Raw genomic sequence first — 23,611 nt, 5'->3', positions numbered from 1 at the left:
AGACCCCTTGAAGACGACGAGGTAGATAGGTTGGAGGTGGAAGTGCAGCAATGCATGGAGCTGACCAATACTAATCGGTCGAGGGCTTATCCAAATTTCTAACACGCAGATTCGTTTCGGATTCAGTTTTCAGGAATCAATTTCCTGTGCGGATTTACATGGCTACCATTAATTTGGAGAGATACCCAAGTGGCTATAAGGGGACCCTCTGCTAAGGGGTTAGACTGCGTAAGCGGTGCGAGGGTTCGAATCCCTCTCTCTCCGCCATTATAAATCCAATACTTGTAGTGTGGCGGCGTAGCTCAGCTGGCTAGAGCGTACGGTTCATACCCGTGAGGTCGGGGGTTCGATCCCCTCTGCCGCTACCATACATACCCGGAGGCTTAGCTCAGCTGGGAGAGCATCTGCCTTACAAGCAGAGGGTCGGGGGTTCGAACCCCTCAGCCTCCACCATTTTTATGTTCGAATTGTATTACCTTACACCGTGCCGGTGTAGCTCAACTGGTAGAGCAACTGACTTGTAATCAGTAGGTTGGGGGTTCAAGTCCTCTCGCCGGCACCATTTTTAAGAGCAAATTGTGGAACCGTGGTGTAGTTGGCCTAACATGCCTGCCTGTCACGCAGGAGATCGCGGGTTCGAATCCCGTCGGTTCCGCCATTTTCAATGGCATAAGGGATGAGAATTCCCTGGGTTCGTTGAAGCATAGGCATCGTAAGGAATACTTCGCAATCTCGTAACGGAGTGAAGAGTATCCCGTCGGTTCCGCCATTTTTTTTGTTTTAAGGTTTGTTTATGGCTCGGTAGCTCAGTCGGTAGAGCAAAGGACTGAAAATCCTTGTGTCGGGGGTTCGATTCCCTCCCGCGCCACCATCATGGAGGCTTAGCGAAGTGGCCAAACGCATCAGACTGTAAATCTGCTCACGTACGTGTTCGGTGGTTCGAATCCATCAGCCTCCATCCCTTTTTAGGAGCCATTAGCTCAGTTGGTAGAGCACCTGACTTTTAATCAGGGTGTCGAAGGTTCGAGTCCTTCATGGCTCATCTTAAGTCAAACGGTCATCACTTTTAGGGTGGTGGCCTTTTTTGTATTTTGATACATGATACAAGTATGCTCGTAAGCGCAAATTCCGCATTTTACAGCAAAATATGATAAAATAAGCGAAAAAAGCAAAAGTGGTGGAGAATGGTGATGATGGATAGTGAGGGTTTGCGTCAAAAATTGGAGCAACTCACCGGAAAGAGGACCGGAATCAAGCAGCTGGGGAGACAGCATTCCGCTTCACTTTTTGGCATAGGTACGGATAAGGATCAGGAACTGCCGGTCATTCATGAGGGTTATCTCTGGATTCCCCTCTATGAGAATGATGGCCGTGTTACAGCAGTGTGGGTGGAGACAGAGGGGCTGTCGCCGCTGGAGCTGGAGCTGGTGAATTATGCCGGACGCAATTTTGCGGTAGCGCTGAAGGCAACCGGGTTCAAGGAAGAAGGGGAGATGGAGGCGCGGCAGCTTAGCAGCTGGCTGAATGCCCAACTGGAGCAGGAGAAGGACGATGCGGAGATCCCGGATGAAATCTCGCTGAAGGGCCGGCTGTTCGGAGATATGATTCCGTTCATGCTGGTAAGCGAGAATGTTCATAATCCGCAGATGACGTATCGCTCCTTAATGAAGCTGCTGCGCAGTTATTTCGAGAATGATGTATTGCTGGTTCCCCTGCAGGATAAGGAATGGTTAATTTTAGCCCGTAAGGAACTCCTCACAGGCGGAGATGATAAAGAGGATGAGGAAGAGAGTGCTGAGGATTTGCTGTCACAGACTTCTATGGGGCTGCATGAACTGATTGCCAGCGAGTGGGTTGGCGTCTTCCATCTGGCGGTCTCTCCAGCCATTATCCCGGTTAAAGGTCTGACAGGAGCAGTCGCCTTGCTGCGGGAGACCATTATTCTTGGCCGTATCTTCCAGGTAGGCGATTATATTCATCTGCCGTGGGAGCTGCACATGGAGCGGCTGGTTAACAGTATTCCGGATGACCGGCGGAGACAGCTGCTGGGCCAGATCGGTGATTACACGGCGGTACTGGCGGATAAGGAAATGCTGCTGACGCTGGAGAGTTTTTTTGAAATGGACTGCAATGTCAGTGAAACCGCCAAGAAGCTGTACATTCACCGCAACACGCTACTCTACAGGCTGGACAAGATCAAACAGGAGACGGGGGCCGATGTCCGTAGCTTTGGGGATGCCGCTATTGTGAAGCTTGCCATGTTATTGTATAAAGTGACGAAAAGAAAATAGGTTTTTTGTGAACCTTGCAAATAGCCATGAGGCCGGCTCTGGGGTAAGATAAGTGTACAAGAAAGCGTTTGATTTTCTAATCCAATACTAGACTCGAGGGGGAAATACAATGGCAGGCGTACGTTTAGAGCATATTTTCAAAAAATACCCGGGTTCCGATAAAGCAACAGTAATCGATATCAATCTTGATATTAAAGATAAGGAATTCCTCGTACTGGTTGGTCCTTCCGGTTGCGGTAAATCCACAACCCTGCGTATGATCGCTGGTCTGGAAGAAATCTCTGAAGGTAAAATGTACATTGGTGACCGTGTAGTGAATGACGTTGCTCCTAAAGACCGTGATATCGCGATGGTATTCCAATCCTACGCCTTGTACCCGCACATGAGTGTATATCAGAACATGGCTTTCGGTCTGAAATTGCGCAAAGTAAAGAAAGAAGAAATCGACAAGAAAGTGCGCGAAGCAGCGAAAATCCTGGATATCGAGCACTTGCTGGAACGCAAACCTAAGGCACTGTCCGGTGGTCAACGTCAACGTGTCGCTCTAGGCCGCGCAATCGTCCGTGATCCACAAGTCTTCTTGATGGATGAGCCTCTTTCCAACTTGGATGCTAAACTTCGTGGTCAAATGCGTGCTGAGATCACTAAGCTGGTGAAACGCCTTGAAACTACTTGTATCTATGTAACGCATGACCAGACAGAAGCAATGACGATGGGTGACCGTATCGTAGTTATGTACGATGGTATCATCCAGCAGGCAGCTTCCCCTGAAGAACTGTACAATGAGCCTACGAACCTGTTCGTAGCCGGATTTATCGGTTCCCCTACCATGAACTTTATCAACGGTACTCTTTCCGAAGTGAACGGCGCTGTCCGTTTCCGTGCAGAGAACCTTGATGTTGAAGTTCCAGGCGGCAAAGCTACAATCCTGCGTAACAAAGGCTTCATCGGTAAAGATGTAATCATGGGCGTTCGCCCAGAAGACATTCATGAAGAGCCAGTGTTCCTGGAAGCTTCCCCTAACACAATCTTCACTTCGATGGTTGATGTTACGGAAAACCTTGGTCATGAAATGCTCCTCTACTTGAGCGGTCTTGGCAATAACACTGTAATTGCACGTGTAGATGGACGTTCCACTACCCGTGAAGGCAGCAAGCCTAGATTGGCCATCGACATGAACAAAGTCCACATCTTCGACAAAGAATCCGAACTTAACGTTCTGCTGGGATAAGATCTCTGCAGGGTGAACATAGTTTATAATGAAGAAAGCCGCCTGGTTAGGCGGCTTTTTCTTGTAATGATCATGGTGGAATGGAACGGTAACCGCTGGGGTTAAGATTGCATTCACTGGCATAATCCATTAAGATAGCAGGAGAATTACCTGTAGCTGGAATGGATAAAGATGTAACCGGTATGCGGGGAAGCGGCATAAGCCGCGGGTGACGAAAGGACGGACATATATGGCTAAGAAGGTAAAAGTATCGGAATTGGTGCAGCATTTTCAATTAGAGGTAGTCTCCGGACATGAAGGTCTGAAGAGACCGATCACAGTGGATGATTTGAACCGTCCCGGGCTGGAAATGGCCGGTTATTTCGAATATTATCCGGAAGAACGTGTGCAGCTATTAGGCAAAACAGAGCTGGCTTTCTTCTCTATGCTCTCAGAGGAAGAACGGAAAAGCCGGGTACGCGGAATCTGTAACGACAATACCCCTTGTATTGTCATTACTCGTGCGCTGGATGTACCCCAGGAGCTTGTAGACATCAGTAACGAGAAGGGACTTCCCGTGCTCCGCAGCTCGATGGCGACGACCATTTTCTCAAGCAGACTGACCAGCTTCCTTGAGGGCAGACTGGCACCGACAGCAACAATTCACGGTGTTCTCTGTGATGTGTATGGGGTAGGGATGCTGATTACAGGCACCAGCGGCATTGGTAAAAGTGAAACTGCACTGGAACTCGTTAAACGCGGTCATCGCCTGATTGCCGATGATGCGGTGGAGATCCGCCAGACCTCGGATAATCAGCTTCATGGTACCGCACCGGAATTAATCCGTCACTTGCTGGAGATCCGCGGTGTCGGGATTATTAATGTTATGACGCTCTTTGGGGCAGGTGCTATCCGTAATCACAAGCGGATTACCCTGGTGGTCAGACTGGAAGCCTGGCAGCAGGACAAGCAGTATGACCGTCTGGGACTGGATGAGGAGACGACACGAATTATTGATACCGATGTGCCGCTGGTTACCATCCCTGTCCGTCCGGGACGTAACCTCGCTGTCATTATCGAGGTGGCTGCGATGAATTACCGGCTCAAGCAAATGGGCTTTAATGCCGCGCTGCAATTTACGAATAAACTTACCGCCACCATCTCAGAAGATATGGATGATCTCGATTAGGAGTGTGAGAGCATGTTTTATTCACTAGCGATTGACCCGATTGTCTTCTCGATTGGATCACTGCCGGTTCACTGGTATGGCCTGATTCTGGGTCTTGGTGCGCTTACCGGGCTCTTCCTATGTATTCAAGAAGGCAAACGCTTCAACATTCCTCAGGAGTTCTTCATGGATATGTTGCTGTTGGGCTTGCCATCGGCTATTATTGGGGCGCGGCTATACTTCGTAGCCTTCAAGTGGGAAGACTATAAGGATAATCTGCTCGATATCTTCAAGGTCTGGAATGGCGGTATTGCGATTTATGGCGCCCTGATCGGCGCGATTATCTGCGGGATTATTTATTTCCGCTATAAAGGCTATCCGTTCTGGCGCATCGTGGATATCTGTGCTCCCGGACTGCTTGCCGGCCAGATGATCGGACGGTGGGGTAATTTCATCAACCAGGAAGCCTATGGCGGTGTGGTAGAGGAATCGTTCCTGCGGGATAAGCTGCATTTACCGGACTTTATCGTTAATCAAATGTACATAGGGGATGCTTTTCACCATCCGACCTTCCTGTACGAATCACTCTGGAGTCTGCTGGGCATTCTGCTCCTCATGGTGCTGCGCCGCCAGAAGTTCGTCCGTGCCGGAGAAATCTTCATGTCCTACTTCATCTGGTACTCCATCGGCCGATTCTTCATTGAAGCTCTGCGTACGGACAGTCTTGCCTTTGACGGCAGCAGCGGTGTGGCAGCCTTCATTAACGGGCTGTGGAGTCCAATGAAGTGGATGGGCTTCGAACAAGGATATCTTGACCCGGCTTACGGGAATATCCGTATCTCTCAGCTGCTCGCGCTGCTCATTATTGTGGTTGCCATTGCACTGATTATTGTACGGCGGGTTAGCGGACAGCCGAAGGCTCATTACCAGGACCCGATCATCAGCACCAAACCGGCAGCGGCAGATGCGGTAGTTCCAGAGAGTGCTGTGAATACGCCTCAGAAGCCTTCTCAGCCAGTTCAGCCGGTGGAAGATCCCTCTAAAGATAAGGAAACAAAGGAGTAATACAATCAATGATAGAATGCGTGTTATTTGATCTGGACGGAACGATTGTGAATACGAATGAGCTGATCATCAATTCGTTCATGCATGCGCTGAAGGAGAATAACCTGCCGGCGCTGACCCGGGAACAGATCATTCCCTTGATGGGAACTACACTTCAGCAGCAGCTAGGCGCATTCTCCGGCCTGGAGCTGAAGGATATAGGCGTGCTGGAACGGTCCTACCGTTCGTACAACAATGCGCATCATGATGAGCTGGTCCAAGCTTTTCCCGATGTGAATGAGACGATGGAGGAGCTGACGCGCCGGGGAATCAAGCTTGGGATTGTGACCACGAAGATCCGGCCTAACACATTGAAGTCACTGGAAATGTTCGATCTGTTGAAATATATGGAGACGATTGTTACGGTGAATGATGTGACTCATCCGAAGCCGCATCCGGAGCCGGTGCTCACGGCAGTGGCCAATCTGGGTGTTGATCCAGCCAAGACACTGATGGTGGGGGATAGTGCTGTCGATATTCAGTCTGCCAAGGCAGCAGGTGTGCTTGTAGCAGGGGTAGCCTGGTCGCTTAAGGGTGAGGCTGTACTGCGCACCTATGAACCGGATTACATCATCCAGGAGATGAAGGACTTGTACTCAATTGTGGAGCAGGAGACTATGCAGCCGTGAGAAAGATAACCCGTTATCCCGTGGAGGGGCATAATTCGCTCTGGCATATTTACCGCACGGTCAGCCCGTGGAAGGGTGTGCGCAACTTTATTTTTATCCAGATTGCCCGTTATTGCCCGATTCTGCCGCTCAAGAACTGGATTTACCGCCGGGTGCTCGGGATGAAGATAGGCAAGCATACTGCGTTTGGACTTATGGCGATGGTGGATGTATTTTTTCCGGAGAAGATCTCTATTGGGGAGAACACGGTTATCGGCTATAACACTACAATCCTGGCCCATGAGTACCTCATCAAGGAGTATCGGCTGGGTGAAGTTATGATCGGCGAGAATGTAATGATTGGGGCTAACACGACTATTCTCCCTGGGGTTACGATTGGGGATGGGGCTACGGTTGCGGCGGGATCGGTGGTTCACAAAGATGTTGCTGCCGGTTCATTCGTCGGGGGGAATCCGCTCCGCGAGCTGCGTAAACAGGAGGAATCATAATGGCTCAAAAGGAAAGAATTCCACAGCTTGATATTTTTCGGGCAATCGCTATTTTTGCGGTGATCGCCATCCATGCCACTTCACGCACGTTGGCTGAGACACTGGGCACTTCCATGTTCCCTCCGTTTCTGTTTATTAACAAGTTCAGCCAGTTTGCGGTGCCTTCCTTTATATTCTTAAGCGGGTTCGTCCTGTTCTACAATTATATTGACCGTCCGCTGGGCGGGAAGGTACTGGCCAAATTCTACAGCCGCAGACTGATCTATATTATTGTGCCTTATCTTGTGTTTACGGTGCTGTATTTTGGACTGAAAATGACGTCCGGTCATACCTGGGGGATGCCTCTTCAGGAGATGGGCGGGAAGTTCTTCAAGTATCTATGGACGGGTACGGCGTATACACATCTCTACTATATCATCATCATTATCCAGTTCTATCTGCTGTTCCCTTTGATACTCTGGTGTCTGCAGAAAGTCCGGCATCTCGCGGCCTGGGCACCTGTAATCGGGCTTGCGTTACAGTGGGGCTTCGTGCTGCTTAACAAATATATGGTGAACCATGGGTATTGGCAGCTGTCCAAGGGGAGTCTAGCCATTACGTATTTCTCGTATTTCCTGCTAGGTGCGGCGATTGCGATCTACTACAGCTCCTTGAAAAAGTGGCTGGTTCCCTCCCGCGAAGGCTGGCGTTCCGGTAAAGGGACAAGCTGGGTGGTACTATGGCTCTTATGGGCGGCTGCCGGAGCTTACCATGTGGTCTTGTGGTATAACAACTATACGAAGAAAACAGTAATCAATAGTCTATGGTACGAAGGGTTCTCGAACCTGCATGCCTTGCTCTCTTGTCTGGTACTGTTCCAGCTGTCCTTCCTGCTCTACGGGGCAGGACGCAGCGTGCTGAGCAGACTGCTGCTCTCGGCCGGGGCATGCTCCTTCGGTATCTATCTGCTCCATCCGCTGCTGCTGTTCATGTACCGGAAGCTGCCGTTCCACGGCGGATCGCTGGCCTATACGGCAGCAATAGCGGGCGGCTGGCTGGTGGCCCTCCTGGGCTCCTGGCTGGTGGTTGCGCTTGCCTTCCGTTATGTGAAGCCGGCCTGGATGGTGTTCGGCTCTGCACCGCAGAAGCCGGCAGCAGCGCCAAAGGCGACAGTGTAGACTTAGGTTTGGTTCATATATTGAAAGCGCCGGCTGGCCGCATCTGCGGCTGTCCGGCGCTTTGCTGTAAGCAGGCGGTTCTGGAAAACACGTTAGCCGGGCTGTTCCCCCGCCTGCTCGCGCTGGAAGTCGGCGATAGCCTGATACTGATCCTCCAGACTGCGGGATACCGAGATGAAGATGGGCAGCAGCTGTTTGTAGGCTTTGGCGTGGGCAGTAACCGGCTCATGTCGGTGAGTGGAGCCAATCATGCTGAAGACAGCATCCAAGGAATCGATCCGCCGGATGGCGTATAATCCCAGTACAACAGCGCCGAGGCAAGAGCTCTCGAAGCTCTCAGGGACGACTACCTCCTGATCGAAAATATCCGCCATCATCTGCCGCCATAGCGCCGAGCGGGCGAAGCCGCCGGTAGCCAGGATTCTAACGGGCTCGCCGATACATTCCTCCATGGCCAGCAATACGGTGTACATATTGAAGATGACACCTTCCAGCACCGCACGGATCATATGCTCCTTACGGTGATTCATGCTTAACCCGAAGAAGGAGCCGCGGGCATCAGGATTCCACAGCGGTGCGCGTTCTCCGGTCAGATACGGATGGAAGAGCAGTCCGTTGCTGCCGGGCGGCACCTGCTCGGCGATCCGGGTTAATACTTCGTAGGGATCAATGCCCAGGCGCTTCGCCGTCTCTACTTCAGAAGCAGCGAACTCATCACGCACCCAGCGGAAGAGCATCCCCCCGTTATTCACGGGGCCGCCAATCACCCAATGCTTGTCTGTCAGGGCGTAGCAGAAGATCCGTCCTTTGGGGTCGGTCAGCGGATGGTCAACTACAGTACGGATGGCACCGCTTGTGCCTATCGTTGCAGCGATTACCCCCGGCTCCATTGCCCCTACGCCCAGGTTGGACAGAACGCCGTCACTGGCGCCTACTACAAACGGAGTGTCCGTGAGCAGACCGAGCTTTCCGGTAAGCTCCGGAAGCAGGCCCTGCAGGATATGGGTGGTCGGGACCGGACGGGATAGCCGCTCCGGAGTAACACCGGCAATCCGGAGCGCCTCCTCGTCCCAGTCGAGCTTCTCCAGATTGAACATGCCGGTGGCAGAGGCGATGGAATGGTCAATCACATATTCTCCGAACAACCGGAAGAAAATATATTCTTTGATGGAGATGAACTTGTAGGTCTGCCGGAACAGCTCGGGCTGCTCCTCGCCTAGCCACATCAGCTTGGTGATTGGAGACATAGGGTGTATAGGCGTTCCTGTCCGCAGGTAGAGCTCATGTCCATTCAATTCATCCTTCAACCGCCGGGCATAGCGGCTGCTCCGGTTATCAGCCCAGGTGATACAGGCGGTCAGTGGCTTACCCGCAGGATCTACAGCGATGACGCTGTGCATAGCGGAGCTGAACGAGACCAGCAGAATGGATTCAGGTGTTGCAAGGCTCTCCTGCATGACCGCTGCTATGGTATGAATCACGGCTTCCAGAATCTGCTCCGGGTCTTGTTCTGCAACAGAGGGGGAGGGCTGATGCAGTGGATAGCCCTGATTGCTCTGAGCGACAATTGTTCCGTTCTCCTCAAAGAGGACAGCCTTCGTGCTGGTGGTTCCAATATCAACGCCAATCATATAGGATGTACTCAAGCCGTCAGTCCTTCTTTCTGCTTCTGAATTAGATACCGGGAATACTTAATGGAGGAAATAAAGTACAATCATATTAACTTATTATATTCGCCGCTTATCCCGGTGGCAAAAGGAACTCTGGAATTCAAGCGAATTGTTGACGCAAAAGGATGGTCCGTGATACGATATTGCCACTACTTTACTTTGCTACCACTTTACCATGATAAAGCATTTGATGATACCCTTTAACATATCCGATGAGGTGAACAATGAAGATGGCCAAACCAAAGGGATTTGAAAAGCCTGCCGGCGTAAGAGATTATCTCCCGCGTGCGGTAACGAAGCTGCGCAAGATCGAGAAGGATGTACTTCACTGTATGAGCCGCTGGGGCTACCGGCAGATGATTACGCCTACTCTTGAATATTACGATACGGTCGGTGTAGCCAGCTCTACATCTGATCAGAAGCTGTATAAATTGCTAAACAACCGTGGGCAGGCGCTGGTGCTGCGTTCAGAAATGACGGCACCTGTAGCCCGTGTGGTCTCCTCTCTATTGAAGGATGAGCCGCTGCCGCTGCGTTTGTCCTACCATGCCAATGTCTTCCGGGCCATTGAAGAAGAGGCCGGGCGGGAGGCAGAATTCTTTCAGACCGGTGTAGAGCTTGTCGGTGATGATTCGCCGGAGGCTGACGCGGAGGTAGTCGCGCTGGCAATTGCTTCACTGCAGGCGGCGGGCGTAAAGTCTTTTAAAATAGCAATTGGACATGTGGGCTTCCTCGACGGTCTCTTCCAGGAGGCGGTATCCGGCCTGCCCCAGGCTCAGGAGGAGCTGAAGAGCCATCTGCTCAGCCGCGATTATGTAGCCTTCCGCCAGACGCTGCGGCGTCTTGAGCTGTCTGCTGCCCAGAAGCAGGAGCTGGACGGACTGCTGCGGCTGCGCGGCGGGAAGGAGATATGCGGTCAGGCGCTGGAGCTGAGCAACCATCCGGTGGCGCGCGCGTCGATCGAGCATCTGTGCAAGGTCTGGGAGGTGCTGGTTGCTTACGGTGTCTCGGAGCATGTGCTGATTGATCTGACGATGATCGGTGATTTCTCTTACTATACAGGCATGACCTTCGAGGGATATGCTTCCGAGCTGGGCTTCCCGGTATGCAGCGGCGGCCGGTATGACAACCTGCTGCAGCAATTCGGGCGTCCGATTCCCTCCACCGGCTTCTCCCTGAAGACCAACCGTATTCTGGATGGAGTCTCCGGGCTGCTGGAAGAGGAAGAGCTGCCGATTCTGGTCCAGTACGATGCACTGCGGCGCCAGGAGGGGCTGGCCGAGGCTGCGAGGCTGCGCTCGGAAGGGCATGCTGTGGTTACACGGCTGGTAACAGGCCCGGAGGAGCTGAAGACTGTGAAGCGGCTGGATGCAGATACTATTCAGGCAGAGGGCGAGCTGTACGGCGAGATCTACACGTTCGTGTCGTTTGTCAGCGAGCATGGGTGAGCGGAGCTGCTGCAGGTGGTTTTGAAATGATGAGTACACACGAAACGGGGGCGGGTATTGATGGCACAGATTCTTAAGGTGGCCATGCCGAAAGGCCGGATTTACAATAAAGCGGCAGAGCTGTTCCGCCAGGCGGGACTGCCGATTCCTCCGGATGGAGAAGAGTCGCGCAAGCTGGTGATTTCATTGCCGGAGGCCGGAATGGAGTTCATTCTGGCCAAGCCGGTGGATGTGCCCACTTATGTAGAGTATGGAGTGGCGGATATCGGTATTGTCGGCAAGGATGTGCTGCTGGAGGAGAGCCGCGATGTGTACGAACTGCTGGATCTCGGGATCGCCCGCTGCCGGATGTCGATTATCGGGCTTCCGAACTGGCAGCCGGGCATTCAGCAGCGGGTAGCTACCAAGTACCCGAACGTGGCTTCGCGGTATTTCCGTGAGCAAGGCCAGCAGGTGGAGGTTGTGAAGCTGAACGGCTCCATCGAGCTGGCACCGCTGATCGGGCTGGCTGACCGGATTGTGGATATGGTAGAGACCGGCCAGACGCTGAAGGATAACGGTCTGGTGGAGATGACGAGCATCTTCGAGATCACCAGCCGCCTGGTGGCGAACCGGGTAAGCTACCGGATGAAGAATGAGGAGATTCAACAGCTGTGCGACCGGCTGCAGGCTGTTATTGCAGAACCGGGGTTGCAGGTAAAATAATATAAGCAAAACTATAAGCTCAAGGGGGAAGCGGCGGTGAAGATCCAGTCCAGTAAGGAATTTAAACTGCAGCGTGAGGTGGAATACGGCACGCCGGAGCAGAACAAGGCCGTACGTGAAATCGTGGCCGATATCAAGCGGGAAGGCGACGCGGCGCTGCTCCGGTATACGGAGCGCTTCGACGGCGCTGTACTGACGCCAGCGCAGCTGCGCGTAACGCCGGAGGAGCTTGAGGCCGCCTACGGCCGGGTAGAGGAGTCCTTCGTGACGGCAATTCGCGCAGCAGCCGTGAATATCCGTGCGTTCCATGCGCGGCAGAAACGCAATTCCTGGATGGATCTGCAGCCGGACGGCACGATCCTCGGCCAGATCATCCGCCCGCTGAAGCGCGTGGGCGTCTATGTTCCCGGCGGCAAGGCGGCCTACCCGTCCTCGGTGCTGATGAACGTGATACCGGCACAGATCGCCGGGGTGCCGGAGATCGTGATGGTGACGCCGCCTTCGACGGGCGGCTCTGAAGGTATTGATCCTTATATTCTCGTGGCCGCCGCTGAAGCGGGCGTACATGAGATCTACCGCGTAGGCGGCGCGCAGGCCATCGCCGCCCTCGCCTTCGGCACGGAATCGATCGTGCCGGTCGACAAGATCTGCGGGCCAGGGAACATCTACGTGGCCCTGGCCAAGCGCGAGGTCTACGGCGCTGTCGACATCGACAGCATCGCCGGACCGAGCGAGATCGTCGTGCTCGCCGACGATACCGCTGAGGCCGCCTACATCGCGGCCGACCTGCTCTCGCAGGCCGAGCACGACGAGATGGCGTCGGCGATCCTCGTGACGCCGTCGCAGCGTCTCGCGGAGGCGGTGGCTGCCGAGGTTGAGCGGCAGCTGAAGGCATTGCCGCGCGAGCAAATCGCGCGGGCCTCGGTCGAGAACTACGGCGCGATTATCGTCGTAGACTCGCTTGAGGAGGGCATCTCCGTGGTGAACCGGCTCGCGCCGGAGCATCTGGAGATTGTGGTGAAAGACCCGATGGGGCTGACCGGCGCAATAGAGAACGCCGGTGCGATCTTCCTCGGGCCGTACAGCTCGGAGCCGGTCGGCGACTACTTCGCCGGACCGAACCATATTATACCGACGAATGGCACAGCACGGTTCTCCTCGCCTGTAGATGTGGATGACTTCATCAAGAAGTCCAGCCTGATCTATTACAGCAAGGAAGCACTGCTGCGCGACGGGGCGGCGATTATGGAGCTTGCCCGGCGTGAAGGACTGGAAGGCCATGCACGCGCGATAGAAATCCGGCTTACGAACGAAGCGAAAGGTGGAGACACAAATGGAGAACAATAACAACGAACTGGCGCTGCGTAAGGCCGGACTTAGCCGTACAACCAATGAAACGGACATCAAGCTAACCTTTGCCGTGGACGGCAGCGGGGTCTCCGAACTGGAGACCGATGTACCGTTTCTGAATCATATGCTGGATCTGTTCACGCAGCATGGACAGTTTGACCTGAGTGTGCAGGCGCGGGGCGACATCGATATCGACGATCACCACACAGTGGAGGATATCGGCATCTGTCTGGGACAGGCATTGCGGGAAGCGCTTGGCGACAAAAAAGGCATCAAGCGTTACGCAAGTGTCTTTGTCCCAATGGATGAGGCACTGGCTCAGGTAGTCATTGATGTCAGCAACCGGCCGCACTTTGAATACCGGGCGGAGTATCCTTCCCAGCAGGTGGGCAGCTTCTCAACAGAGCTGGTTCAAGAATTCCTCTGGAAATTCGCGCTGGAAGCCAGAATTACACTGCATGTCATCGTGCACTACGGGTTCAACACCCACCACATGATTGAAGCGGTATTCAAGGCGCTGGGACGGGCACTGGACGAAGCGACTATCGTAGATCCCCGGGTGAAGGGCGTGCCTTCAACGAAGGGAGTGCTGTAGGATGGCCGTTGCAATCGTCGATTACGGCATGGGCAACCTGCACAGTGTCAGCAAGGCCGTAGAGCGGCTGGGGTATACGAGTCTTGTAACCTCGGATGCCGCCGAGATCCTGGCGGCAGACAGTGTCATTCTGCCGGGAGTCGGTGCCTTTGGCGATGCGATGGAGCACTTACGGGAGAGCGGAATGGATGATGTCGTCCGGGCCGCAGCGTCAGCGGGCCAGCCGGTGCTGGGCATCTGCCTCGGAATGCAGCTGCTATTCAGCAGCAGCGAGGAGCATGGCGAGCATAAGGGGCTGGGGCTTCTGCCCGGCGCAGTGGTGCGCTTCGCCCCCCGGGACGGCTACAAGGTGCCGCATATGGGCTGGAACAAGCTGAGCTTCCGCCAGCCGGAGAGTCCGCTGCTGGCCGGCCTGACGGAGGGGCATGTGTACTTTGTGCACTCCTATCATGCACTCGCGGCGGACAGCGATCTGCTGGCCGTCACAGACTATGGACATCCGGTAACGGCTATCGTGGGGCGCGGCAACGTCTACGGCATGCAGTTCCACCCGGAGAAGAGCGGGGAGCTTGGCGTCAAGCTGCTGGGTAATTTCCTGAGGCTCCAGGCACAGCAGGCTTAGCCTGCCTGAATCACTAATTTGCAATGAAAGCGGGGAGTATTCATGTCTTCTTTTATCCTATATCCGGCCATTGATATCCGGGACGGCAAGTGTGTCCGGCTGCAGCAGGGTGATTATGCCCAAGAGACGATCTATAACGACAGTCCGGTAGAGGTAGCTAAGTCATGGGAAGAGCAGGGCGGGCAGTATATCCATCTGGTGGATCTGGACGGAGCCAAAGCAGGCTGCCCCGTGAATGATGCCATCATTGGAACTATTGCTAAGCATGCGAATGTTCCTGTACAGGTCGGCGGAGGTCTCCGTACTCTTGCCGATGTCGAGAAGCTGCTGGGCCTTGGCGTCAGCCGGGTGATTATCGGAACGGCGGCCATTAATGATCAGGCTTTTACAGAAGCGGTTCTTGCCAAATACGGCGACAAAGTTGCCATCGGCATCGATGCCCGCAACGGCTATGTGGCTACGCACGGCTGGCTTAATACATCTGAGGTCCGCGCGGAAGATCTGGCCAGAGAGCTGGCCGCCAAAGGTGCCGAGACCTTCATCTATACCGATATCTCCCGTGACGGGATGATGCAGGGGCCGAACGTGGAAGGCATTCTCTCTATGGCTAAAGCAAGCGGCCGCAGCGTAATCGCTTCCGGCGGCGTGACCAGCCTTAATGATCTGCAGCGCCTGAACGTACATAGCGGCAGCGGAATCGACGGGGCGATTGTGGGCAAGGCGCTGTATACCGGCAATATTAATCTGGGTGAAGCGCTGCAGACCCTGGGCCAATCCTCCGGATTGCGGTAAGTCTATACTAAGGAGGGGTCTTGGCATGTTGGCGAAACGGATTATTCCCTGTCTGGATGTGAAGGACGGGCGTGTGGTAAAAGGCGTGAATTTTGTGAATCTGCGCGATGCCGGAGATCCGGTGGAGCTTGCGGCGCTGTACGACCGTGAGGGAGCGGATGAGCTGGTATTCCTCGATATTTCCGCTTCTGTGGAAGGCAGGGCGACCATGATTGAAGTGGTGCGGCAGACGGCGGGTGAGATTGCCATTCCCTTCACGGTCGGCGGGGGCATCTCGACCCCTGATGATATGAAGCGGATTCTGCGTGCCGGAGCGGACAAGATCGGCATTAACACGGCCGCTGTAAATAACCCTCAGCTGATTTTGGAAGGGGCCCGTCACTTCGGCTCCCAGTGCATTGTAGTGGCGATGGATGCCAAATATAATGAGGCTTGGGGCGAATGGGAAGTGTATACGCACGGCGGACGTACGCCCACGGGTATCCGGGCCTTGAACTGGGCCAAGGAAGCGGAGCGGCTGGGGGCCGGCGAGATTCTGCTTACAAGTATGGACGCGGACGGGACCAAGGACGGCTTCGACCTGAAGCTGACGGCGGCGGTCAGCGGCCTGCTGAGTATTCCTGTCATTGCTTCCGGCGGGGCCGGGAAAATTGAGCATTTCTATGATGTATTTACGGAAGGCCGGGCAGATGCCGGACTTGCGGCAACCATTTTTCACTATAAAGAGATTGCTATTCATGATCTGAAGGCTGATCTGAAGCAAAGAGGAGTAGAGATCCGATGAGCGAGGACAAGAAGGATATCGCACTAAGCCAGCAGGAGGCAGTGTCCGGCATCCGCTGGAATGAAGCGGGCCTGCTGCCTGCAGTCATTCAGGATGCGCGCACCCTGGAGGTATTAATGTTCGCCTATATGAATCCTGAATCGCTGCAGCGCTCACTTACGAGCGGCCAGACCTGGTTCTGGAGCCGTTCACGCAGCGAGCTGTGGCATAAGGGGGGGACGTCCGGCAATACGCAGGCGATCACCTCGATCCATTACGACTGTGACAGCGATACGCTGCTGGTGAAGGTAGTGCCGGAGGGTCCGGCCTGCCATACCGGGGAGAACAGCTGCTTCTTCCGCGAGATTCCGCTCGATTCACCGGCAACTGTAACTGATACTGCCGGGGCTGCCGTGAATGCTGCTGAAGCAGAGAGCGGCCGGTTTGCGGTACTCGGGGAGCTGGAGCGTGTGATTGCCGAGCGTGAGGTGAACCGTCCTGAGGGGGCGTATACGACCTATCTGTTCGACAAGGGCGTGGACAAGATCTTGAAGAAGGTCGGTGAGGAAGCCTCCGAGACGATCATTGCCGCCAAAAACAAAGATAATGCCGAGCTGCGCCTGGAGGTCAGCGATCTGATCTATCACCTGCTGGTGCTGCTGCAGGAGCGCAAGCTTCCGCTGGATGAGATTCTGGAAGAGCTGAGCGCCCGCCATGAACGGCCGCGGCGGGACTAGGAGGGCACTTCAGCATGCACATCGATTATCATACCCATCATGAACGCTGCGGCCATGCGGTCGGGAAGCTGGAGGAGTATGTGCAGCGGGGCATCGCTCTGGGTCTTGAGCAGCTTGGGCTGTCGGATCATCTGCCGCTGATCCATGTCGACCCGGACCACTACTATCCCGAGATGGCTATGCCTCTTGCGGAGCTTCCGCGATATGTGGAGGAATGCCTTACGCTGAAGGAGCGCTACCGGGGCACGATTGAGCTGCGGGTCGGGCTGGAGGCGGATTATATTGAGGGATATGAGGAGCAGATCCGCGAGCTTTTGGCACCGTATCCGTGGGATTATCTGATTGGCTCGGTGCATTTCCTGGGAGAATGGGATATTACCGACCACCGGCAGACCCATGGCTGGGAAGGCCAGGATGTCATGGCGGTATACCGCCGCTATTATGATGCTGTACAGAAGTCGGCGTTATCAGGATTATATGATATTATAGGACATATGGACGTCATCAAAAGGTTCGGTTACGGACCCCGGACGCCGGAGGACCTGGCGGAGGCTAAGAAGCTTGAGCTGGATACGCTGAAGGTCATTGCCCGCAGCGGCATCGCGATGGAGCTGAACGCTTCCGGGCTGTCCAAGCCGTGCGCCGAGATGTTCCCGGCAGAGCATGTGCTCGTCCAGGCGCTTGCGCTGGGCATTCCGCTCACGGTTGGCTCTGATGCGCATGATCCCAAGAAGCTGGGAGACGGCTTAACAGAGGCCCGGGACATGCTCTGGCGCACCGGCTTCCGCGAACTGGCCGTCTTTGAAGGACGCCGCCGTACATCTGTTCCGTTCAACGTATAAATTTATAATCCCAGGAGGGTACTATGCATCATCAATTACGGATTTTTTCCGGTTCGTCGAATCCGAAGCTTGCCGCTGATATTGCGGAGCGCCTTGGTGCGCCGCTTGGCCAGATCAAGCTGACCCGTTTCAAAAGCGGCGAGATTTATGTGCATTATGAAGAGAGCATCCGGAACTGCGACGTATTTTTGGTGCAATCCCTGGCTCATCCGATTAACGAGCTGTTTGTAGAGCTGCTGGTCATGATTGATGCCGCCAAGCGTGCATCGGCCAGAACGGTGAACATTATCGTTCCATATTACGGTTACGCCCGGCAGGAGCGCAAATCTGCACCGCGTGAACCGATCTCGGCCAAAATGGTCGCCGATGTGCTGACCACCGCCGGCGCAACGCGCGTAATTACCATTGATCTGCATGCCGCAGCCATACAGGGATTCTTCAATATTCCGGTCGATCATCTGACCGCGCTTGATCTGATCAGCGGTTATCTGAAGGTGAAGGGGCTTACCGATCTGGTCGTGGTCTCCCCGGATGCGGGACGAGCGTCCATGGCGGAGAAGCTGGCCAGCCGGCTGGATTCGCCGTTCGCCATCATGATTAAGAAGCGTCCGGCGCATAATGAATCGGTGATTACGCATGTCATTGGTGATGTGGAAGGCAGGACGCCAATCATTATAGAGGATCTTATAGATACCGGAACCACAATCGTCAATGTGGTGGAGGGCCTGAAGGAGCGGGGTGCCCGGAACAGTATCGTCTGTGCTACGCACGGACTGTTCTCCGGGGATGCGCTTGAGCGGATGGATCATCCCAATATCGACGAGATTGTCATTACCGATTCGATTGCCCTGCCGGACGAGCATTCCAGCAGATTCGCAGTGCTCTCGGTAGCTCCCATGCTGGCTGAGGCCACGCGTATTATCATCGAGGGCGGTTCCATAGATAAGCTGTTCAGAGACGCGGGGATTTAACTCCCGTGTCTTTTTTTGAGCTTTTCCCTCCCGTTAGCTCTCTCTCTGAGACTTGAGAATCTCGTTGCCACATGTGGTATACTGTGTGAAGAAGACAGCCGAGACCATAAATGGAAACGAACAGGTAAGGCTAGGGAAGCTGAAACAAGGGAGGTGCCTTGCTTCCATGATAGAGAGAACTTCAGAGAATGCCGCGGAGCACAGTAATGTCATTCCGGTCACTCTGGATGCCAATTTTTTCTTTGAAAGAGCCGTTCGGTCGCTGGACCGCTTTCAATATGATAAGGCATTAAGAAATTTTCGCAAAGCTGTTGAATATGAGCCGGATAATCCGGTGAATCATTGCAATATGGCGGGTATATTATCTGAGATGGGCAATTATACCGCATCTAACGAGATTCTTATCCATGTTCTGGAGAAAATCGACCCCGCTATGACGGAATGCCATTTCTACATGGCTAATAACTTCGCCAATATGGAAAGCTTTGAAGAGGCGGAGCGTTCGCTGGTCACTTACTTGGAAGAGGATGCTAACGGCGAGTTCATGACCGAATCCGAAGAACTGATGGAGCTGCTGCAATATGAGCTGAACCGGCCTGCTCCGCTGGTGCGTATCCGCAGCCGTGAGGGAGTCGTAGAGCATGACCGGGCGCGTAGTCTGCTGGAGGAGGGGAAGTTCCCTCAGGCTGTAGAGCTGCTGGAGGAGATCACTGCGGGTACCCCGGATTTTTTGGCTGCGCATAATAATCTGGCACTAGCTCATTTCTATATGGGCCGGTTCGCCAAGGCGAAGGAATGTCTGAATGAGGTGCTGAAGCAAGACCCCGGCAATCTGCACGCTCTGTGCAATATGGCCATCTTCCTGCAGTATGCAGGAGATAAGGAACAGCTTGAAACGCTGCTCGGTATGCTTGAAGCAACGGTGCCGTTCCATCAGGAGCATGTATTCAAAATGGCTACAACCATGGGTATCCTGGGCCGGCACGCTGCCGCTTACAGCCATTTCCGCCGTCTGCTGAAGGACGAGGAGGTCGCCGGAGACGCCGGGCTGTATCATTACTGTGCTGCGGCGGCAAGCAATAGCGGAAAACATGATGAGGCGCTGCGCTGCTGGAGACAGGCAGCCAAGCTGGACCCTGCTTCCGCTGTCCCGGCGTTCTTCCTGTCCCAGCTCCAGCAGGCCCGGGCAGAAGGACAGCCTATGCCTGCTGTCAGCTATAACTATCAGCTGCCCTTCCAGGAGCAGCTGAAGCAGTGGAAGGGCAATACGGGCAGATTCACTGAAGAAGTGCGGAATAATCCGCTGCTGCGCGCCTCGTTCTTCTGGGCGCTGCGCTACGGCGATTCCGCTACGAAGCTTCAGGTGACCGAGGCTCTCCGCTGGATTGAGGACGAGGAGATGTCCGAGGTACTGCGCGGAGTTCTGGAGCAGGAGCCGCTGCAGGAGGACCGCCTGCAGGAGGCGGCATTGTTCAGCCTTCAGCGGCTGATCGGGGAGAACCTGAATGAAGCCGGCGGCTCGCCCGGCGAAGAGCAGGAGCCTGCGGCTGCTCCCGGACCCAAGGGGATGCTGCCCGGAACCGGCGGCTTATCGCCGTCCACTACCCGTATTTGAAGCAATTGCTGTTGTAAGAACACCTACTTGTAAGGAGGCCAATGTAATGTACAAAACGATTGTAATCGGAACAGGCCCGGCCGGGCTGACTGCCGCGATTTATCTGGCGCGTGCGAACCTGAGCCCGCTGATCATTGAAGGCTTGCAGCCGGGGGGACAACTGACAACGACGACAGAAGTGGAGAACTTTCCAGGCTTCCCTGAAGGGATTCTGGGTCCGGACCTGATGGACAATATGCGCAAGCAGGCGGAACGCTTCGGTGCTGAATTCAAGAATGGCTGGGTGGAGTCGGTGGACTTCTCACAGCGTCCGTTTAAGGTAACAGTGGACGGAATGGGTGTACTGGAAGCGGAGTCGGTTATTATTTCAACTGGGGCCTCTGCAAGATATCTGGGCATTCCGGGCGAGCAGGAGAATGTGGGACGCGGGGTCAGCACCTGTGCGACCTGTGACGGCTTCTTTTTCCGTAATAAAAAGATTGTCGTCGTCGGCGGCGGAGACTCCGCCATGGAGGAAGCCAGCTTCCTGACCCGCTTTGCATCCAGCGTAACGCTGGTTCACCGCCGTCCCGAGCTGCGGGCCTCGAAGATCATGCAGGACCGGGCGCGTGACAACAGCAAGGTAACCTGGGCCTTGAACCGCACACCGGTTGAAGTAACGGTAGGAGAGACCGGAGTGAAGGGCCTTACGGTGCTTAACAATGAGACAGGTCTGACAGAATTGGTGGAGGCAGACGGCGTGTTCGTAGCGATTGGACACACACCGAACACAGCCTTCTTGGGCGGGCAGATCAATACGGATGAGAATGGCTATATTGTGGTCAACCCGGGTACCACCGAGACCAACATCCCGGGTGTATTCGCCTGTGGCGATGTACAGGATACCCGTTACCGTCAAGCGATATCGGCAGCGGGAACCGGCTGTATGGCCGCTATGGATGCCGAGAAGTTCCTGGAAGGCACGATGGTGCACGACTGGAGCGAATCGCTGGACAAATAACGGGTTTACAAGAATTACCCTAACCGGTAAAATGTATTTAATTAGATAAGATACCCACTAGGGGAGCCTGAATAGGCTGAGACGGGAAAATTGAATTTCCGGACCCTTGAACCTGATCTGGATCATACCAGCGTAGGAAAGTGGAGTCGGACCTTTTTTGAATACAGTCTTATTTGGCTGTTCCTTTAATAAAGCCGCTCCAGGTGGAGCGGCTTTTTGACTTGCAGGAATCTATAGATTCTTCAGCTCAATCTGCTGCGTGACCTCTTATCTGATGAGTGTACAGAGCGAAGAGGAGGAGATTGAAATGACAGGAATGGGTAAAAACGAAGAGGTGGATCTTTCGGGATTCCCCGCAAGCCGTAAAGTGTATGTGGAGGGCTCACGCCCGGATATCCGGGTGCCGATGCGGGAGATCAGCCTCAGCAGAACCGAAGGCGTTGCCGGGGAAGAGGAAAATGCTCCGCTGCGTGTCTATGACACAAGCGGTATGTACACGGATGCCGCGGAGGAGATGGACATTCGGAGGGGGCTGCCGCCGCACCGTTCAAGCTGGATCGCGGAGCGTGGCGATTCGGAGGAGTACACCGGAAGAGCCGTCCGGCCGGAGGATAACGGAATCCGCAGAGAAGGGGCTGCCGCAGAAGCTTATCCAGGACTGCGCAGGAATCCGAGGCGGGCCTATGCAGGCGGCAATGTGACCCAGCTGCATTATGCAAGGCAAGGGATCATCACACATGAAATGGAGTATATTGCGATCCGCGAGAATATCCGGCCGGAGTTCGTAAGGGATGAGGTGGCTGCGGGCCGTGCTATTATTCCGGCCAATATCAATCACCCGGAGAGTGAGCCGATGATTATCGGCCGTAACTTCCTGGTGAAGATCAATGCCAACATCGGAAATTCGGCGGTCACTTCTTCTATTGAAGAGGAGGTGGAGAAGATGCGGTGGGCGACCCGTTGGGGGGCTGATACCATCATGGATCTCTCCACCGGCTCTAAGATCCATACCACCCGGGAGTGGATTATCCGCAATTCTCCTGTGCCGGTTGGGACAGTGCCCATATACCAGGCGCTGGAGAAGGTGAACGGTATAGCCGAGGACTTAACCTGGGAGCTCTATCGCGACACGCTGATTGAGCAGGCGGAGCAGGGGGTGGATTACTTCACCATTCATGCCGGGGTGCTGCGGCGCTATATTCCGCTCACTGCCCGGAGAATGACCGGCATCGTATCCCGGGGCGGATCGATTATGGCTGCCTGGTGCCTAGCCCATCAGCAGGAGAACTTCCTGTACACACACTTCGAAGACATCTGTGAGATTATGAAGACGTATGATGTGGCCTTCTCACTGGGGGATGGCCTGCGTCCCGGTTCTATCGCTGATGCCAATGACGAAGCTCAGTTCGCCGAGCTGGAGACGCTGGGAGAGCTGACGGTGCTTGCCTGGAAGCACGATGTTCAGGTTATGGTAGAAGGTCCGGGCCATGTGCCAATGCACAAGATCAAGGAGAATATGGACAAGCAGCTTGAGATTTGCCACGAAGCCCCTTTCTACACCCTCGGTCCGCTAACTACGGATATTGCACCCGGCTATGATCACATCACGTCGGCCATCGGGGCAGCGATAATCGGGGGGCTTGGAACGGCAATGCTGTGTTACGTTACACCTAAGGAGCATTTAGGCCTGCCTGACAAGAATGATGTGCGCGAAGGAGTCATTACCTACAAAATTGCTGCACATGCCGCAGACCTCGCCAAGGGGCATCCGGGTGCGCAGGACCGGGACAACGCGCTGTCCAAGGCGCGGTTCGAGTTCCGCTGGCGCGACCAATTTCATCTCTCCCTGGACCCGGAAAGGGCGCAGGCGTATCATGATGAGACCCTGCCTGCGGAGGGGGCAAAGCAGGCGCATTTCTGCTCGATGTGCGGCCCTAAATTCTGCAGCATGCGGATTTCGCATGATATCCGGAATTCCCATAGATGGAGCCAATCACTGTAACTTAGCTGCATGACCTAATCTATATGTAGGTACGTTGTTCATGGCCGAGAGGCCGTGATTACAGCGGAAACGTATTATTCTGAGGCTATCCCCCCAAGCTGAATGGCTGGCGGGGATAGTCTTTTTGTAGTTAGTGATTACAATCACAATTCACCTCTGTACCCTATGCTAAGCTGGTGTTGAGAAGAATTCTCATTAGTGAGGTGTGCAAAAGGATGAGCAAAGCGTTGAAGCTGGATGAATCGGTCTTTGAGCTGGTAACCAGGCACCCGGAAATTGTTGAGATCATGGTGGAACTGGGTTTTCGTGATATTGCGAAGCCTGGAATGCTGCAGACTGCAGGACGATTCATGACCCTGTCCAAAGGAATGAAATTAAAGAAAATAGAGCTGGAAACCGTTCGGCTGGCCTTTCAGCAGCATGGTTTCGAGATTATAGAATAGAAGGAGAGA

General features: G+C 54.4%; 22 protein-coding genes, 8 tRNA genes, 1 rRNA gene and 1 riboswitch. Of the genes, 30 read left to right on the top strand and 1 reads right to left on the bottom strand.

Annotated features, from left to right (window positions below):
• From J2Z70_RS28470 to J2Z70_RS28395, 16 genes are all read left to right on the top strand, one after another.
• Positions 1–94 (top strand): 23S ribosomal RNA (locus J2Z70_RS28470); the annotation flags it as partial.
• Between the two features lie 81 nt (positions 95–175).
• Positions 176–267: transfer RNA gene (locus tag J2Z70_RS28465), tRNA-Ser, on the top strand.
• A gap of 24 nt (positions 268–291) precedes the next feature.
• Positions 292–368, top strand: a tRNA-Met gene (locus J2Z70_RS28460).
• A 9-nt stretch (positions 369–377) separates the two neighbouring features.
• Positions 378–453, top strand: a tRNA-Val gene (locus tag J2Z70_RS28455).
• Between the two features lie 33 nt (positions 454–486).
• Positions 487–562, top strand: a tRNA-Thr gene (locus J2Z70_RS28450).
• A gap of 18 nt (positions 563–580) precedes the next feature.
• Positions 581–658 (top strand) — tRNA-Asp (locus J2Z70_RS28445).
• 137 nt (positions 659–795) lie between these two features.
• Positions 796–871, top strand: a tRNA-Phe gene (locus J2Z70_RS28440).
• 4 nt (positions 872–875) lie between these two features.
• Positions 876–958 (top strand) — tRNA-Tyr (locus J2Z70_RS28435).
• A gap of 11 nt (positions 959–969) precedes the next feature.
• A tRNA-Lys gene (locus J2Z70_RS28430) sits at positions 970–1,042 on the top strand.
• 166 nt (positions 1,043–1,208) lie between these two features.
• Positions 1,209–2,291: a PucR family transcriptional regulator gene (locus tag J2Z70_RS28425; RefSeq protein WP_245368581.1), complete on the top strand. Its 1,083-nt coding sequence runs from the start codon at positions 1,209–1,211 to the stop codon at positions 2,289–2,291.
• Between the two features lie 109 nt (positions 2,292–2,400).
• A complete protein-coding gene (locus tag J2Z70_RS28420) occupies positions 2,401–3,522 on the top strand; it encodes an ABC transporter ATP-binding protein (protein WP_036726231.1) in 1,122 nt (373 codons plus the stop codon).
• A 229-nt stretch (positions 3,523–3,751) separates the two neighbouring features.
• Positions 3,752–4,690: an HPr(Ser) kinase/phosphatase gene (hprK, locus tag J2Z70_RS28415; RefSeq protein ID WP_036726232.1), complete on the top strand. Its 939-nt coding sequence runs from the start codon at positions 3,752–3,754 to the stop codon at positions 4,688–4,690.
• Between the two features lie 12 nt (positions 4,691–4,702).
• The gene (gene lgt / locus J2Z70_RS28410) at positions 4,703–5,734 is read left to right on the top strand and encodes a prolipoprotein diacylglyceryl transferase (RefSeq protein ID WP_209878688.1); all 1,032 of its coding nucleotides are present in this window, start codon (positions 4,703–4,705) and stop codon (positions 5,732–5,734) included.
• Positions 5,735–5,742: 8 nt separating this feature from the next.
• The gene (gene ppaX, locus J2Z70_RS28405; RefSeq protein WP_209878686.1) at positions 5,743–6,402 is read left to right on the top strand and encodes a pyrophosphatase PpaX; all 660 of its coding nucleotides are present in this window, start codon (positions 5,743–5,745) and stop codon (positions 6,400–6,402) included.
• Complete coding sequence (locus J2Z70_RS28400) at positions 6,399–6,890, top strand: acyltransferase (RefSeq protein WP_076077035.1); 492 nt, start codon at positions 6,399–6,401, stop codon at positions 6,888–6,890. The genes ppaX and J2Z70_RS28400 overlap by 4 nt, the downstream gene beginning before the upstream one ends.
• The gene (locus tag J2Z70_RS28395) at positions 6,890–8,047 is read left to right on the top strand and encodes an acyltransferase (RefSeq protein ID WP_209878684.1); all 1,158 of its coding nucleotides are present in this window, start codon (positions 6,890–6,892) and stop codon (positions 8,045–8,047) included. The genes J2Z70_RS28400 and J2Z70_RS28395 overlap by 1 nt, the downstream gene beginning before the upstream one ends.
• A 92-nt stretch (positions 8,048–8,139) precedes the next feature.
• Here J2Z70_RS28395 and gntK read toward each other — a convergent pair whose 3' ends face one another.
• Positions 8,140–9,678: a gluconokinase gene (gntK, locus tag J2Z70_RS28390; RefSeq protein ID WP_425355135.1), complete on the bottom strand. Its 1,539-nt coding sequence runs from the start codon at positions 9,676–9,678 to the stop codon at positions 8,140–8,142.
• A 269-nt stretch (positions 9,679–9,947) separates the two neighbouring features.
• Between gntK and J2Z70_RS28385 the strand changes: the two genes are divergently transcribed.
• From J2Z70_RS28385 to J2Z70_RS28320, 14 genes are all read left to right on the top strand, one after another.
• Entirely contained in the window at positions 9,948–11,165 is a 1,218-nt protein-coding gene (locus J2Z70_RS28385) for an ATP phosphoribosyltransferase regulatory subunit (protein WP_209878680.1), read from the top strand.
• A 60-nt stretch (positions 11,166–11,225) separates the two neighbouring features.
• The gene (hisG, locus tag J2Z70_RS28380; RefSeq protein ID WP_036726240.1) at positions 11,226–11,870 is read left to right on the top strand and encodes an ATP phosphoribosyltransferase; all 645 of its coding nucleotides are present in this window, start codon (positions 11,226–11,228) and stop codon (positions 11,868–11,870) included.
• Positions 11,871–11,906: 36 nt separating this feature from the next.
• Positions 11,907–13,217, top strand: a complete 1,311-nt coding sequence (gene hisD / locus J2Z70_RS28375) for a histidinol dehydrogenase (protein ID WP_209878678.1) — start codon at positions 11,907–11,909, stop codon at positions 13,215–13,217.
• On the top strand, positions 13,204–13,815 hold the full coding sequence (gene hisB, locus J2Z70_RS28370) for an imidazoleglycerol-phosphate dehydratase HisB (RefSeq protein WP_209878676.1): 612 nt from the start codon (positions 13,204–13,206) through the stop codon (positions 13,813–13,815). The genes hisD and hisB overlap by 14 nt, the downstream gene beginning before the upstream one ends.
• A gap of 1 nt (position 13,816) precedes the next feature.
• Positions 13,817–14,437, top strand: coding sequence for an imidazole glycerol phosphate synthase subunit HisH (gene hisH, locus J2Z70_RS28365; protein ID WP_209878674.1), 621 nt, complete (start codon positions 13,817–13,819; stop codon positions 14,435–14,437).
• A gap of 42 nt (positions 14,438–14,479) precedes the next feature.
• Positions 14,480–15,229, top strand: coding sequence for a 1-(5-phosphoribosyl)-5-[(5-phosphoribosylamino)methylideneamino]imidazole-4-carboxamide isomerase (gene hisA, locus J2Z70_RS28360; RefSeq protein WP_209878672.1), 750 nt, complete (start codon positions 14,480–14,482; stop codon positions 15,227–15,229).
• A 25-nt stretch (positions 15,230–15,254) separates the two neighbouring features.
• Positions 15,255–16,013 carry an imidazole glycerol phosphate synthase subunit HisF gene (hisF, locus tag J2Z70_RS28355; RefSeq protein ID WP_209878670.1) on the top strand — a complete coding sequence of 253 codons (759 nt, stop codon included), beginning with the start codon at positions 15,255–15,257 and terminating at the stop codon, positions 16,011–16,013.
• A complete protein-coding gene (gene hisIE, locus J2Z70_RS28350; protein WP_209878668.1) occupies positions 16,010–16,729 on the top strand; it encodes a bifunctional phosphoribosyl-AMP cyclohydrolase/phosphoribosyl-ATP diphosphatase HisIE in 720 nt (239 codons plus the stop codon). The genes hisF and hisIE overlap by 4 nt, the downstream gene beginning before the upstream one ends.
• A gap of 14 nt (positions 16,730–16,743) precedes the next feature.
• Positions 16,744–17,571 carry a histidinol-phosphatase HisJ gene (gene hisJ, locus J2Z70_RS28345; protein WP_209878666.1) on the top strand — a complete coding sequence of 276 codons (828 nt, stop codon included), beginning with the start codon at positions 16,744–16,746 and terminating at the stop codon, positions 17,569–17,571.
• A gap of 23 nt (positions 17,572–17,594) precedes the next feature.
• The gene (locus J2Z70_RS28340; RefSeq protein WP_036726251.1) at positions 17,595–18,542 is read left to right on the top strand and encodes a ribose-phosphate diphosphokinase; all 948 of its coding nucleotides are present in this window, start codon (positions 17,595–17,597) and stop codon (positions 18,540–18,542) included.
• 166 nt (positions 18,543–18,708) lie between these two features.
• The gene (locus J2Z70_RS28335; RefSeq protein WP_245368580.1) at positions 18,709–20,157 is read left to right on the top strand and encodes a tetratricopeptide repeat protein; all 1,449 of its coding nucleotides are present in this window, start codon (positions 18,709–18,711) and stop codon (positions 20,155–20,157) included.
• Positions 20,158–20,203: 46 nt separating this feature from the next.
• On the top strand, positions 20,204–21,157 hold the full coding sequence (gene trxB, locus J2Z70_RS28330; RefSeq protein ID WP_209878664.1) for a thioredoxin-disulfide reductase: 954 nt from the start codon (positions 20,204–20,206) through the stop codon (positions 21,155–21,157).
• Between the two features lie 49 nt (positions 21,158–21,206).
• Positions 21,207–21,313, top strand: a riboswitch (TPP riboswitch).
• A 151-nt stretch (positions 21,314–21,464) separates the two neighbouring features.
• Positions 21,465–23,159: a phosphomethylpyrimidine synthase ThiC gene (gene thiC / locus J2Z70_RS28325; protein WP_209878662.1), complete on the top strand. Its 1,695-nt coding sequence runs from the start codon at positions 21,465–21,467 to the stop codon at positions 23,157–23,159.
• A gap of 215 nt (positions 23,160–23,374) precedes the next feature.
• Positions 23,375–23,602: a DUF1858 domain-containing protein gene (locus J2Z70_RS28320; protein ID WP_036690062.1), complete on the top strand. Its 228-nt coding sequence runs from the start codon at positions 23,375–23,377 to the stop codon at positions 23,600–23,602.
• The last annotated feature ends 9 nt before the right edge of the window (positions 23,603–23,611 follow it).

It is taken from the genome of Paenibacillus silagei (genome assembly GCF_017874735.1).
Classification (GTDB): Bacteria; Bacillota; Bacilli; order Paenibacillales; family Paenibacillaceae; genus Paenibacillus_AQ; species Paenibacillus_AQ silagei.
Note: the sequence above shows the minus strand (reverse complement) of the source record. Positions and strands in the feature narration are given on the sequence as shown.

Bases quoted from the DNA above. Each gene is read 5' to 3' on its own strand.
- J2Z70_RS28395 (WP_209878684.1), top strand. From the start codon at position 6,890: ATGGCTCAAAAGGAAAGAATTCCACAGCTTGATATTTTTCGGGCAATC.
- hprK (WP_036726232.1), top strand. From the start codon at position 3,752: ATGGCTAAGAAGGTAAAAGTATCGGAATTGGTGCAGCATTTTCAATTA.
- ppaX (WP_209878686.1), top strand. From the start codon at position 5,743: ATGATAGAATGCGTGTTATTTGATCTGGACGGAACGATTGTGAATACG.
- gntK (WP_425355135.1), bottom strand. From the start codon at position 9,678: ATGATTGGCGTTGATATTGGAACCACCAGCACGAAGGCTGTCCTCTTT.
- hisIE (WP_209878668.1), top strand. From the start codon at position 16,010: ATGAGCGAGGACAAGAAGGATATCGCACTAAGCCAGCAGGAGGCAGTG.
- J2Z70_RS28320 (WP_036690062.1), top strand. From the start codon at position 23,375: ATGAGCAAAGCGTTGAAGCTGGATGAATCGGTCTTTGAGCTGGTAACC.
- hisA (WP_209878672.1), top strand. From the start codon at position 14,480: ATGTCTTCTTTTATCCTATATCCGGCCATTGATATCCGGGACGGCAAG.
- J2Z70_RS28335 (WP_245368580.1), top strand. From the start codon at position 18,709: ATGATAGAGAGAACTTCAGAGAATGCCGCGGAGCACAGTAATGTCATT.
- J2Z70_RS28420 (WP_036726231.1), top strand. From the start codon at position 2,401: ATGGCAGGCGTACGTTTAGAGCATATTTTCAAAAAATACCCGGGTTCC.
- lgt (WP_209878688.1), top strand. From the start codon at position 4,703: ATGTTTTATTCACTAGCGATTGACCCGATTGTCTTCTCGATTGGATCA.
- hisF (WP_209878670.1), top strand. From the start codon at position 15,255: ATGTTGGCGAAACGGATTATTCCCTGTCTGGATGTGAAGGACGGGCGT.
- hisJ (WP_209878666.1), top strand. From the start codon at position 16,744: ATGCACATCGATTATCATACCCATCATGAACGCTGCGGCCATGCGGTC.
- hisB (WP_209878676.1), top strand. From the start codon at position 13,204: ATGGAGAACAATAACAACGAACTGGCGCTGCGTAAGGCCGGACTTAGC.
- thiC (WP_209878662.1), top strand. From the start codon at position 21,465: ATGACAGGAATGGGTAAAAACGAAGAGGTGGATCTTTCGGGATTCCCC.
- J2Z70_RS28385 (WP_209878680.1), top strand. From the start codon at position 9,948: ATGGCCAAACCAAAGGGATTTGAAAAGCCTGCCGGCGTAAGAGATTAT.
- hisH (WP_209878674.1), top strand. From the start codon at position 13,817: ATGGCCGTTGCAATCGTCGATTACGGCATGGGCAACCTGCACAGTGTC.
- J2Z70_RS28340 (WP_036726251.1), top strand. From the start codon at position 17,595: ATGCATCATCAATTACGGATTTTTTCCGGTTCGTCGAATCCGAAGCTT.
- trxB (WP_209878664.1), top strand. From the start codon at position 20,204: ATGTACAAAACGATTGTAATCGGAACAGGCCCGGCCGGGCTGACTGCC.
- hisG (WP_036726240.1), top strand. From the start codon at position 11,226: ATGGCACAGATTCTTAAGGTGGCCATGCCGAAAGGCCGGATTTACAAT.